This window comes from Lactiplantibacillus modestisalitolerans (assembly GCF_005405425.1).
Taxonomy (GTDB): Bacteria; Bacillota; Bacilli; order Lactobacillales; family Lactobacillaceae; genus Lactiplantibacillus; species Lactiplantibacillus modestisalitolerans.
Map to the genome: position 1 here is coordinate 37,468 of NZ_BJEA01000003.1, position 12,793 is coordinate 50,260.

Annotated in this window: 10 protein-coding genes; 6 read left to right on the forward strand and 4 right to left on the reverse strand. The window is 49.0% G+C overall.

Annotated features, from left to right (window positions below):
- Window positions 1-56 precede the first annotated feature (56 nt).
- Window positions 57-995 (forward strand): UbiA family prenyltransferase, encoded by a 939-nt coding sequence (locus tag FFM79_RS01845; protein ID WP_137641932.1) that lies wholly within the window; start codon window positions 57-59, stop codon window positions 993-995.
- A gap of 105 nt (window positions 996-1,100) precedes the next feature.
- On the opposite strand, the gene FFM79_RS01850 is transcribed toward FFM79_RS01845, so the two are convergent.
- The 4 genes from FFM79_RS01850 to FFM79_RS01865 all read right to left on the reverse strand — a co-directional run bounded on the left by FFM79_RS01850 (window position 1,101) and on the right by FFM79_RS01865 (window position 6,946).
- Window positions 1,101-4,280: an SbcC/MukB-like Walker B domain-containing protein gene (locus FFM79_RS01850; protein WP_137641767.1), complete on the reverse strand. Its 3,180-nt coding sequence runs from the start codon at window positions 4,278-4,280 to the stop codon at window positions 1,101-1,103.
- On the reverse strand, window positions 4,280-5,458 hold the full coding sequence (locus tag FFM79_RS01855; RefSeq protein ID WP_137641768.1) for an exonuclease SbcCD subunit D: 1,179 nt from the start codon (window positions 5,456-5,458) through the stop codon (window positions 4,280-4,282). Before FFM79_RS01855 ends, FFM79_RS01850 begins: the two co-directional genes overlap by 1 nt.
- Before the next feature lie 214 nt (window positions 5,459-5,672).
- Window positions 5,673-6,611 carry a membrane protein insertase YidC gene (gene yidC, locus FFM79_RS01860; protein WP_137641769.1) on the reverse strand — a complete coding sequence of 313 codons (939 nt, stop codon included), beginning with the start codon at window positions 6,609-6,611 and terminating at the stop codon, window positions 5,673-5,675.
- A 62-nt stretch (window positions 6,612-6,673) separates the two neighbouring features.
- Complete coding sequence (locus tag FFM79_RS01865; RefSeq protein WP_137641770.1) at window positions 6,674-6,946, reverse strand: acylphosphatase; 273 nt, start codon at window positions 6,944-6,946, stop codon at window positions 6,674-6,676.
- A gap of 167 nt (window positions 6,947-7,113) precedes the next feature.
- Here FFM79_RS01865 and FFM79_RS01870 point away from each other — a divergent pair, with 167 nt between their 5' ends.
- The 5 genes from FFM79_RS01870 (at window position 7,114) to pheT (ending at window position 12,691) form a co-directional block, all read left to right on the forward strand.
- Window positions 7,114-7,884 (forward strand): TrmH family RNA methyltransferase, encoded by a 771-nt coding sequence (locus tag FFM79_RS01870; protein WP_137641771.1) that lies wholly within the window; start codon window positions 7,114-7,116, stop codon window positions 7,882-7,884.
- A gap of 100 nt (window positions 7,885-7,984) precedes the next feature.
- The gene (locus tag FFM79_RS01875) at window positions 7,985-8,491 is read left to right on the forward strand and encodes an HD domain-containing protein (RefSeq protein WP_137641772.1); all 507 of its coding nucleotides are present in this window, start codon (window positions 7,985-7,987) and stop codon (window positions 8,489-8,491) included.
- Window positions 8,492-8,514: 23 nt separating this feature from the next.
- On the forward strand, window positions 8,515-8,874 hold the full coding sequence (locus FFM79_RS01880; RefSeq protein WP_137641773.1) for a winged helix-turn-helix transcriptional regulator: 360 nt from the start codon (window positions 8,515-8,517) through the stop codon (window positions 8,872-8,874).
- 342 nt (window positions 8,875-9,216) lie between these two features.
- Window positions 9,217-10,263: a phenylalanine--tRNA ligase subunit alpha gene (gene pheS / locus FFM79_RS01885; RefSeq protein ID WP_137641774.1), complete on the forward strand. Its 1,047-nt coding sequence runs from the start codon at window positions 9,217-9,219 to the stop codon at window positions 10,261-10,263.
- A gap of 10 nt (window positions 10,264-10,273) precedes the next feature.
- Window positions 10,274-12,691, forward strand: coding sequence for a phenylalanine--tRNA ligase subunit beta (gene pheT / locus FFM79_RS01890; protein ID WP_137641775.1), 2,418 nt, complete (start codon window positions 10,274-10,276; stop codon window positions 12,689-12,691).
- Window positions 12,692-12,793: the final 102 nt, after the last annotated feature.

A 12,793-nucleotide genomic window follows, 5' to 3' on the forward strand; every position in this document is an offset into this window, starting at 1 on the left:
GTAACAAACTAATACGGGGGGCGGAAACATTGACAAACGAAACTGCTTACCGGCCGATGACGTTCAAAATCTTTTTGCAATTCATTCGGATGAATGCGAAAGCGGCTAGTGTTGTACCTTACTTCATTGGGGTATTGTTTTCAGTTTATTATTTTCATGCGTTTAACTGGGTGAATTCATTAATTTATTTGATTGCCCAGGTTGCGATTGCGTTATTCGTGACGGGTTTTAATAACGTGCAGGATTATTATTTAGCCAAGGATTTGCATTACCGGGATACTTATAACATCGTGGGGCGGGAGCACCTTTCACCGCGCCGGTCAATGAACTTAATGTTGGCAATGTTAGCAACAGCAATTATTTTAGGAATCGTCCTGGTTTTCAAAACGAACCTGCTCTTACTGTTCATGGGTGCGGCTGCCATTGGGGTTGCCATCTTTTATACGTACGGACCAGTGCCGTTTTCACGGTTCCCATTAGGTGAAATTTTATCTGGGTGCGTCGAAGGGTTTGGGGTGTTCTTCCTAGCCGTTTACATGAACGTGGCAACGCCGGTTTTGGCAGGTTTTACCTTAGACTGGCCGCAATTTGCGTTGGTGGGGAACCTTCAAAATATCTTAGTAATGTTACTCGTTGGTTTACCCGGTATTTTCTTAGTCTCGAACATTATGTTAGCGGATAACTTATCAGACTTGGAACAAGATATTCGTAACGAACGTTACACGGTTCCGTACTACATTGGCAAAAAGCGGGCGTTAAAAGTTTACGATACGCTAGCGCTAATTGGCTACGTTCCAGTAATTCTTAGTGTTGTTTTACAAGTGTTACCGATTTATCAATTATTAGTTTTATTAGTCTTACCGAAGATTTGGAAAAATATCCAAGCCTTTAACGCCGAACAAGTTAAGGAAACGACCTTTAACACGGCGCCACAGAACTTAATGATGTTCCAAGGAATGCAACTATTGGGACTAATTCTGGGGATTATCTTTTAACTAAGAATGACTGGATGTTATTAAAAGCAGCCGGTAAATCACTCACCCGTTGGTGTTGGTTGATTTACCGGCTGCTTTTTGGTGCCCGAATAATCGTGACGGCGCTTATTTACTAATCAGTTCGACGCGACTGCGCCCGTCGCCTAATTTCTTAATTAAAATCTGTTGGCCAATCGTTTGTTTCATTGAATCAATGTGGCTAATGACCCCAACCATCCGATTTTCACCGATCGTCTCGAGGGCCTGCATGGCCTTGGTCAAGGTTTCATTGTCGAGTGAGCCAAACCCTTCGTCAACAAACAGCGCGTCAATTTGAACGCCGTTGGCCGATGATTGCACCACTTCACTTAGGGAGAGGGCAATTGAGAGAGCCGCGATGAAAGTTTCACCACCGGAGAGGGTGCTAGAAGAACGGGCTTCACCGGTTTCGTTATCAAAAACGTTAATGTCTAGGCCGTGGTCACCACGATTATCACTGGCCTGGTCAGCTAATTCAAACGTGTAGCGGTTATTTGATAAGAGGTTGATGAAGTGTTCGTTAGCGTAATTCAAGATTCGCTGCAAGTAGTTTTGGACAACGAACGTTTCTAGTTTCAGTTTTTGATCGTTTCCCGCCTTACCATTGACGATTTGATATAGTCCGGTTAGGGCCTGAAAATGAGTGGCGAATGCGCCTTGCTCGTTTAAGATTCGCTGAATAGCGTTAGCACTGGTGGTTGCGGTTGCCAGCTGGTTTTTGGCTAAAGTCAATTGTTCCAACAACTGATCCTTGGTTGCTTGGCGTGCTTGCAAGGTTGCTTCTAATGCGGCTAAATCCGGTTGCGTCGTTGTCGTTAACCGCTGCTGGAGTTGTTGAATGGTTGCGGTCAAATTAGCTTTAGATTGATCGTAACGGGTAATTTGGTTTTGGAGCGTTTCAAGCTGACCATTCTCAATTTCAGCCAACCAGGCTCTTAAAACGCTGGAGTCATTGGTTGGGGCGGTCGGTGCACTTAGCCCCGCAGATAGCTCAGCTTGGAGCGCGTCCATTTTTTGCTGGGTCGTGGTTAATTGCGCCTTGATATCCCTTAGCTGCGTTTGGTGTTCCGAGCGTTGCAGTTGGGCTTGATGTTCAGCTTGTTGAGCTTGGTCAAGCTGTTGCTGATAAGTTTGTGTCGCAACCTTGAGTTGGTCGCGCTCCGTCACTAGGTCAGTACTAATGAGGCTGACATCCGGTAGTTTTTGTTCAGCAGCTTGAAGGTCTGCTTGACGGTTTTGTTGTTCGGTTTGCTTTTTCGCCAATGCTAATTGAGCTTGGTTAGTTTGCGTTGCTTGCGCCGTCACTTGCCGTTGTAGCTGTTGAAATGCTTCAACCTGGTGCTGTGCATTTTGTAAAGTTGCCTTAGCCGTTTGAATAGCCGTCGCAAACACCTGCTTAACGGTGTCAAAATCGAAATTGGCGGGGAGGGCCAGCGTCAAGGGCGCTTTTAACTGGTCATACTGGTTAGTTAAGGCGGTTTGGGCCGTATCCGCCGCGGTTTGCGCCGCTTGTAATTGTGTTTGTAACTGCTCTAGCCGTTGTTGTTGCGTCTTAACGGCATTTTGGGCAGCGGCGTAGGCATCTTGAGCGGCATCCACGGCGGTCATGGACCGTTTTAACTCGGCTTCATCCGCAGTGATGGTGGTGGGCATGTGGGAATGGTCCGTTGACCCACAAACGACGCACGGCTCACCATCAACTAATTCTTGTTGCAATTGGGCAATCATTAATGCTTGCCGGCGGCCCCGTTGTTGCTGATAGTTTTGGGCGGCTTGGTGGCGTTGCGCCTGTAACGTCGTTAGGGTAGCTTCCGCCTGCTCATACTCACTATTAACGGTGGCCATCGTTGCCTTAGCTTGGGTCGCTTGGTGGAGGAGTCCCGTTAAGGTTTCGACCACCGTGTTGCGTTGCTCGATGAGCGTATCGTAATGTTGCTGACAATCAGCAATCACTGGTAACGTTGCTTCTTTTTGCGCGACCTGGTCGGCCAGTTCTTGGGCCGTGTTCTTTTGGGTGGCCAGCTCGGCAGTGAGCTTGGCGACGACGGGGGCTAATTGCTGGACCTGTGTCCGGAGCTTTTCGGCCGCCTGCACGTTCGGAATTAAGGTAGCTAAGGTCGTCAGGCGTTCAAGTTGTTGCTGGTGGGCTTCCGCCTGAGACGTTAATTTTTCCCGCTTGGCGGTGGCTTCCGCTAGTTGCTGATCCGTTTTAGCGGCCGTTTGCTGGAGCTGTGCATCAGTTTGACTTAACCGCTGGTGCTCCTGCCGGCCGTTTAAGTAATCCCGGAACGCTTCTTTGAACTGATTTGCCCACTGTAAAGCGGTCAAATGGGTTTGCTTAGTTGAATTTTCGGCTTGCTTGGCCGTGATTTCGCGCTCAAATTGCTTTTGAGCATCCGCCAACTGGTTGAATTGCTGGTGAACGTCACGACCTTGCCGGTAGGCGTTTTCGGCGGCCTGAAGGCTCGTTTCTAACGTTGCGTTGCGGTGTTCAAGTTGATTCAAGGTTGCTTGGCGCTGATCGACAAACTGTTGGGTAACGGTCGTTAGTTGTGGGTTCGGTACCTGGTTGAGTTGGGCTTGTTCGTCGGCGGTCCACGTTGGGGCCTTTAGCTGAACATCTAACTGAGCTTGAAAATCGTCGTTGGTCTGCTTTGCTGCATCGTAGCGGTCCTTTAAGTTTTGCGTGAAGTCGGAGTAGAGTTGGGTACCAAAAATCTTTTTCAGAATTTTTTCTTTGTCACCCGTTTTTGACTTGAGAAATTCAGAAAAGTCATTTTGAGGTAATAAAATGATCTTTTTGAACTGGTCGGCAGATAAATTTAACGTTTGCGCGACTTCGGCCGCCACTTCACTTGGCTTGGAAGCAATACTGGTGACTTCGAGGCCGCCAACCTTATCGACAATGGCAAATTTAGCGGTGGAGCCCTTATGCGTCAATCCGGTCCCTTTTTGCTTCGCTAGCCATTGATCGGGTTGGCGGATGATTTTAAAGAGCTGATGACCTTGTTCGAAATAAAACGTAATGGTTGTGGCTTGATCGGCGGGTGCAAACTGGCTACGCATTTCGTTAGCGGCCCGGCCCTCCGTACCAGAATTAGTGGTCGTTCCAAACAGGGCGTAGGTCATTGCGTCAAAAATAGTTGATTTACCGGCCCCGGTGTCGCCACCAATTAAGAAAATTGGGGCCGTTTCGAGTTGCCGGAAGTCAATGACCGAATGTTCATGGGGACCAAAGTAATTCATTTCTAAGTAAACGGGTTTCATTAGGCATGCTCCTTACTAAGCTTGGTGAAAATTTGGTCAACTAACTGGGCTTGCTCCGCAGATAAGTCTTTGCCGGTGACCGTTTCAAAAAAGGCGTTAACGATTTCATCAGGACTGAGCGTCGCAATCTGCCGGCGAGCCCGTGAGGTTGCCGTTGGCCGGTGGTGGTCCTCGTAGTCCAGTTCAACGACCGTCCCGTAAATCTTTTGGAGTTGCGCCCGGACGTTTAAGTGCTGACTCCGATCAAAGTCCTGAATTGTAATTGCAAACCAGGCTTGCTTGCGGGGCTGTTGATCATAGAAGTCGGGGTCAGTGAGTTGCTCCCAAGGGGCTTTGAGGGCTACGAGGTCGGTTTGCGGTTGGAGCGGCTTAAACGTGTGCGTCACTTGATCGGCCGTGATGGTAACGATGTCGACGCCCTTTTGCTCGTTAGCCTCTTTAACGTTGAACTTGACCGGACTGCCAGCATAACGCATACGTTCCCGGTCGGGGGAGGCGTTGCGAGTGTGAATGTGGCCGAGCATCACGTAGTCAAAACAGTTGAACTGTTGCGTGGATAAAGTCGCTAAACCGCCAACCTTAGAAGTGGTTTCGCTGGTCAGTTCTTCCGGATTGGCTCCACTAGGAGTTACGGCAAAGTGGGTGACTAGGAGGTGCCGCTTGTCAGGATCGAAATGGGCCTGCATGTCAGCGACAACCCGGACCATCGCGTCGCTGATCGAGTGGATGGCCTTAACGGTTTCCTCATCAACGCCCTGTTTAGCATAGTAGGCGCGGGCATCCATTGGGTCGAAAAAGGGTAATAGGAAGATTTGCGTCGTTGGCGTTTCAATCGGTTGAAAGGCATCGGCCAAGCGGGTATTTAAGTGAAAGCCCTGCGTGGCGAGCCAGTCGCGACCGTAGTTTAACCGCTCGGCACTATCATGGTTGCCAGAGACGGCGTAAATTGGAAAGTGGTGTTCCAAGTTGAGACTGGTCAACATTTGGTTTAAAGCCGTGACGGCGGACGTACTTGGAACGCCGCGGTCGTATATATCGCCCGCAATAACGATACCGTCCACTTGTTCCGTTTCGGCAATCTGTAAAATTTGTTGAAAGATGGCTTGCTGTTCATCTAGTAACGAAAATCCATTGAGGGTCCGGCCAATGTGCCAATCGGCTGTATGTAGCAGTTTCATTTCAAGTCCTCCCGAGTTGAATTGATACGCTTATTATGACACAAACTAGGGGCCGCGAACAAGCGTTCTAAACCGGGGGAACGTACGATTAGCGGCCATTATTAAAGGATTTATCGTGTTAGTACCAAGAAAAAATCGGCGTTGCAATGGCTACAAAAAAAGTTTGATTATGCGCATTGCTGCCGCATAATCAAACTTATCAATTAACACGTCATTACTTGTGATGGTGCCGTTGTTGCTTGCCCGCGTTACGACCGCGACCAGCCGCTTGGTTACGCGGTTGCTTCGTTGCGTTCGCCTTTGTAGCCGAGTTAGCGGATTTTGCCGCTTGCGGTTGTACGGGTTTGGGCGTCTTGATTGGGTGCTTTTTCAGCTCTGCTGCCACTTCACGCCGAATCCGGGGCCGGAAGAAGTTGATGATCAACGTTTGCAAACAAGCAAAGAGTCCACCGACGAAGAAGTACAGGCCCAAGCCAGCTGGGGCCGACATTGAAACGAATAGGATCATGACCGGGCTAACGACCAGCATTAACCGCATCGTTTTCTTCTGTTCTTCGGGCAAACCAATCATTGAGAGGTAGCCCTGCGCTAAATAAGATAAGAAGGCGAGGACCGCTAACAAGAAGCTCGATTGCCCTAAGGAAATCCCCATAAAGGTAGCGCTAGACAGCTCAGGTGAGAACCGAATCGCGTAATAGAGGGCCGAGAAGATCGGTAATTGAATTAGCAGTGGTAAACAGCCAATCCCACCGGTCATACTAATCCCGTTGTCACGGTATAGTTGCATCATTTCGTTACTGATGGCCGCCTTTTCATCTTGAGTCGTTGCGGCCTTTTGCCGTTTTTGAATGGCTTCCATTTGGGGCCGAACGGCGGACATTTTTTCTTGTTGGTAGGTCGACTTCCGTTGCTGATTGATCATCATCGGGAGTAGGACTAACCGAACGATCACGGTCAAACCGATAATTGCCCAGCCGTAATTATTCCCAAAAATTTGGGATAACCATTGCATTACGGCTTGTCCCGGACGTGCTAAGTAGTCGTAAACGAAGCCGTACGGTTTACCCGCCTTAGTCGTCTGAACACAGCCACTTAAAAATAGGGCTAAGGTGCCAAGCGTCACCGTTAGCGTCAGGCCTTTTTTAGATTTCAATTATTATAATCCCCTTTGTCAAAGTCATATAAGCTAGATAATACTAAATCCACCGGGGGATTTCAATTAGTTATTCGAAAATTATGGTAATTTTGCGGTTCAACGTCGTGCACAATTAAGTTGTCGACCCGACCAAAATCAGTTGGTGATTGGCGAATAACGTCAATAAAGACTTGGACCCGCTGATCCTCACCCTCCGCTTCGATGAAGACGGAGCCGTCCATTAGGTTTCGAACGATTCCGTTAACGCCGCACTTATCCGCGGCGGCCTTGGTTGCCCAGCGGAAACCGACGCCCTGAACGCGACCACTGGCTTGCAGGGTTACTGCTCGCATACTGTCACTTCCTTTAATCTAATTAAACATTATGGTTGCAAACCACAACCCTCTTAATATAATAGCATGGAAGTGTTTGTCAGGCGATATGCTATACTTATGAAATAAACGGTTCGTTCACCTTGGTCTGAGCGAACGGGGTCGAAGGTAAAGGAAGTTAAAATTAAATGGATAAAATTAATTCATTACAAAACGCCCACGTTAAGGCGTGGAAAAAATTACAAACTAAGAAGGGCCGTAAGCAGCAAGGCCAGTATTTGCTAGAAGGTTGGCACCTGGTCAACGAAGCGGTTAAGGCCCATGTTTCGGTTCAAACCTTACTCATTACGGAAAAACAACTCGCAACCGCTCCCGATTTAACGAAGTTTCCGGCGGTGATTGAAATCTCTGAGGAGGTTGCCAAACATATTAGTGCCACCGTGACGCCACAGGGGGTCTTTGCGTTGGCCAAGTTGCCAGCCGTGAAAGCCGATCCGCTCAGTGACCTCGACTTGAGTCGGCCCTGGTTATTGTTAGACAACGTGCAGGATCCCGGAAACATTGGGACGATGGTCCGGACTGCGGATGCCGCTGGCTTTGCCGGGGTTGCGTTTGGGACCGGGACGGTTGATTTGCATCAGCCGAAAGTTGAGCGCTCAATGCAGGGGAGCCAGTTCCATTTACAACTCGTTAGCACGGATTTAAACGCGCTGGTCGCTAAAATGCAGGCGGCCGGGATTCCAGTCTACGGTTCGGAACTGAATCCGCGGGCGTCCCAATACTTAGAAATTAACGCCCCGGCATGTTTTGGCCTCATTATGGGGAACGAAGGCAACGGGATGGACGCCGAATTATTGACACGAACCGATCGAAATTTATACATTCCAATTAAGGGGCGGGCCGAGTCGTTAAACGTCGCGGTAGCCGCCGGAATCCTGATGTTTGGGCTTTACCGTTAACTTACCTTTAGTAAGAATTTGCTTTGAATTGAACAAAATACTTTCAAATCCACTTACTTTTTAGTAGAATAGCGGTAGTTATTAACAAAGGGAGCTTTTAATGAAAACAAATGCGTGGAAGCACGATTCTGAATATGTCGCGATTGTTGCGGATTTATTAGCGCAACCGGCCGTTCAACGGCTCGCTGAGTTTACTCAGCATCACCATTCAAATCGCCTGGATCATTCAATTGCAGTGTCGTATGATAGTTATGTTTTAGCCAAGAAATGGCATCTGAATACAACCGCGGTTGCTCGCGGTGGATTATTGCATGATTTATTTTATTATGACTGGCGCGAAACCAAGTTTGATTTGGGTTCACACGCGTTCATCCACCCACGGGTTGCGTTACGTAACGCGGAAAAGTTGACGAAATTAACGCCAATGGAAAAGGATATCATTTTGAAGCACATGTTCGGGGCAACCTTAGCGTTGCCGCGTTATCGTGAAAGTTTGTTAGTCTCATTAGTTGATGATTATGAAGCAGAACATGAATTCTTTGGCCCGCTACGTGTGAAAGTGGCCAAACAATTAGATCGGTTCCGAGGCAAGGTCTCCGCCGGTTAGTAGGATTACTGGAGGTCATGCAAATGTCAGAAATGTTAGCAACAACCACGGCTGAAACGGCCGGCTTTGAGCTCTGTCCAAAGTTTGAAAAAACATTTTCAATTTTGGGCAAAAAGTGGAATGGCCTGATTATTGACGTCTTATTGGAAGATGGGCCCCAACGGTTTAAGAATCTCGCTCGGCGCGTGCCGAAGTGCAGTGATCGGGTCTTAGTCGTGCGGTTAAAGGAATTGGAGGCTAACGGAATTGTTAGCCGCGAAACCCACGCCGATTCCGCGTTGATTGAATACCGGTTAACAACGAAGGGCCAAGATTTACGCCAAGTCATGGAAACGGTCCACAGTTGGTCAGATAAGTGGTATAGTCCCGTTCAATCCCATTAGGGGCTTGACGGAATCGATGGCTTGCCATACACTAACAACGTAGATAGAAAAGCCTTGACGAGAACTAGTAATTAGGTGCGGCGTCTCCAGGGAGGAGTGTCATCGATTGTGAGCACTCTGGCGACCAACCCTAATGAATTCACTCTCCGAGCTGAAATTGGGCGTTTATGATAACAAATAATTTTCCGGTTCACCCCACCGTTACCACGGGTAAAAGTGCGATTAACCGCAACCAGTCATGGTTGGGGGAGTCGAACAAGGGTGGTACCGCGATGACCTCGTCCCTTTTAGGACGGGGTCTTTTTTTGTCCCTAAATGTACCGAAGAAAATGGAGGAAGCATATGAGTTTACAAGATCGGTTAACTGAATTGCGCGATCAAGGCTTAGCTGACATTAAGTCCGCTGACGTTTTGAAAAAAGTCAATCAGGTAAAAGTAGAGCTACTTGGTAAGAAGGGCCCGATTACGGAAGTTCTCCGGGGTATGCGCGACGTGGCGCCTGAAGAACGGCCTAAGATTGGGGCGTACGCTAATGAAGTCCGTGACAAGTTACAGGCAGCAATTGACCACCGGCGGTCAGAATTAGAACAAGCCGCGCTGAACAAGCAACTTGCAGCCGAACAACTGGACGTTACGTTACCGGGACGGCCAGCCGTTCAGGGCCAACCCCACGTGATTACCCAAATCATTACGGAATTGGAGGACCTGTTCATGGGAATGGGTTACCAAATCGTTGATGGGGATGAGGTTGAAGAAGATTACTACAACTTTGAACGTTTGAATTTACCTAAGGATCATCCGGCCCGCGACATGCAGGATACGTTCTACATTACGAAGGACGTTTTACTACGGACGCAAACGTCAGCCGACCAACCACGGTCATTGGAAAATCACGACTTTTCAAAGGGGCCGTTAAAGGTCCTTTCTCCTGGGCGCGTTTATCGCCGCGATACCGATGATGCGACCCATTCCCACCAATTCCACCAAATTGAAGGGTTAGTTGTGGATAAGCACATCACGATGGCGGATCTAAAAGGGACGTTGATCTTAGTGGCCAAGACGCTGTTTGGCGACCAGTTTGACGTTCGGTTGCGTCCGAGCTACTTCCCGTTTACGGAACCATCCGTTGAAGCTGACGTTACGTGCTTCAACTGTAACGGTAAGGGTTGTGCCATCTGTAAGCAAACCGGCTGGATCGAAGTACTGGGTGCCGGAATGGTGCACCCGCACGTCTTAGAAATGTCCGGCATCGATCCCGAAGTTTACGGCGGCTTTGCCTTTGGCTTAGGCCCCGACCGCTTTGCAATGTTGAAGTACGGCGTTGATGATATTCGTAACTTCTACTTAAACGATGTCCGGTTCTTATCACAGTTCTACAAGAAAGGCTAGGAGGCGTCCCATGAGAATTTCAACACAATGGTTACAAGATTATTTAAAGCTGGACATTCCGGCCGATGAATTAGCAGAAAAAATTGAACGGACCGCGGTCGAAGTTGACGGTGTTATTCGACCAAACGCGGGCCAGAAAAAAGTGGTCGTGGGGCACGTTGAAACTTGCGAACCCCATCCCGACTCGGACCACCTCCACGTTTGCCAAGTGGACGTCGGTGAAGCCGAACCCCTTCAAATCGTTTGTGGGGCGCCCAACGTTGCGGCGGGTGAAAACGTCATCGTGGCGTTGCCTAACTCGTGGATTGGCAACCACACCAAGATTAAGAAGAGTAAGATGCGCGGCGTTAAGTCGAACGGGATGCTGTGTGCGTTAGACGAATTGGGTTTTGATGAAAAATTGGTGCCTAAAGAAGTTGCTGACGGTATCTTTATCCTCCCAGAAGACGCTAAGCCCGGCGAACCGGTTTTCAGCTACTTGGGAATGGACGATGAAATTATCGACATGTCGATTACCCCGAACCGGGGCGACATGTTGAGTATGAACGGGACCGCCCACGAATTAGCAGCAATTTATGATCAAACGCCAACCATGCCAACGGTTGACTTGCACGAAGACGCAAACGACGACATTGACGATCAACTGGAAGTTCGGATCGACGCTGACCAACGGGACGTGCCCCAGTATAAAATGCGGTTAATTAAAGGGGTCCACATCCAAGCAAGTCCGTTATGGCTTCAAATTCGGCTTTGGAACGCGGGCATGCGGCCCATTAATAACGTGGTTGATGCAACGAACTACGTATTGATGCAGTACGGTCAACCATTGCACGCCTTTGACTACGACCGTTTAACCGATGGACAGGTTAACGTCCGCTTAGCCCGGGAAGGTGAACACCTGACGACTTTGGATGGTGAAGACCGCGAACTGCTACCAACGGACTTGGTTATTTGCAATCAGGATACGCCAATCTGCTTAGCTGGGACGATGGGCGGCTTAGAGACCGAAGTAACTGACCAAACGACTAATATTGCATTGGAAGGTGCGGTGTTTGACGCGGTCAAGATTCGGAAAACGGCCCACAACCATGACTTGCATAGTGAAGCGTCGATGCGTTATGAACGGGGCATCGACCACGGCATGACGGAAACGGCGTTAGACGCGGCGGCCGCGATGATTGCAAAACTAGGTAACGGAACGGTTGCACGTGGGGTTGCGGTTGGTCGCGACGAAGACGTTCAACCGGTGACCGTCACAATTAGTTTAGCTAAAATTAACCACGTTTTGGGGACCGACCTAGACCTGACAACGGTCACTGATATCTTTAACCGGCTGGGTTTTTCAACGACGGTTGCGGATCAAACGTACACGGTCGTGGTGCCATCACGGCGTTGGGACATTCATTTACCAGCTGACTTAATCGAAGAAGTTGCGCGGATCTATGGTTACGATAACCTGCCAGCAACCTTGCCAACTGGGCAGCCAACGATTGGTAAATTAAATGAGACCCAGCAAATGATTCGGGACTCCCGGAAAATGATGGAAAGTGCCGGCTTAACGCAGGCGATTAGTTATTCACTAACGACGGAAGCCAAAGCAAAGGCCTTTGCTTTACACGCTAGTGACGTTACGAAGTTAGACTTCCCAATGAGTTCTGAACGCACGACGCTGCGGTTGAGCTTAATTGCGGGCTTATTAGACGACTTGGCTTACAACAACGCCCGGAAGGAACATAACGTGGCGCTGTACGAGGAAGGTCGGGTCTTCTATAGCCAACCGGAACAAGTTCGACCGAAGGAAATTGAACACATTGCGGGGGCAATTACCGGTTCAATGGTGCCTAAGAGCTGGGGAGTCGCCGAACAACCCGTTGATTTTTACGCCATTAAGGGAATCGTTGCGGGGTACTTGAAGTCGTTAGCGTTAGCTGGCAACGTGCGCTACGTTGCGAGTGCGGACCATCCCGAAATGCATCCGGGGAGAACGGCGGATATCTACGTTGACGACCAGTTAGTTGGGTTCGTTGGTGAAGTTCATCCGGCAACGGCGAAGGCCTATAAAGTACGTGAAACCTACGTCTTCGAATTGGATCTAACGGCACTGATTGCCTTACCAAAGGCGCGGCAACAGTATCAACCAATTTCGAAGTTCCCAAGTATCACGCGTGACGTTGCGATGTTGATCGATGATCAGACAACGAATGCGGCGGTGGTCGCTTTAATGCGCGCTAAGGGTGGTGCGCACCTCCAACGGATTGAACTGTTCGACGTTTATAACGGGGAACACGTGCCGGCCGGCAAGAAATCATTGGCCTACACGCTGACTTATCAGGATCAAAATGCGACCCTGGTCGACGATGAGGTGACCCAAGCGTTTGAGAAGGTTTTAAACGCACTGCAAACTGAATTGGGTGCCGAAATTCGGTAGTTATCAGAAGGAGTTGGGGCTTGCGCTTCCAGCTCCTTTTTGCTGGATTGGGTTAAAATTGCGCTAAAAGTCGTTGTTTACTAGTGCAAACCGTCCAACAGT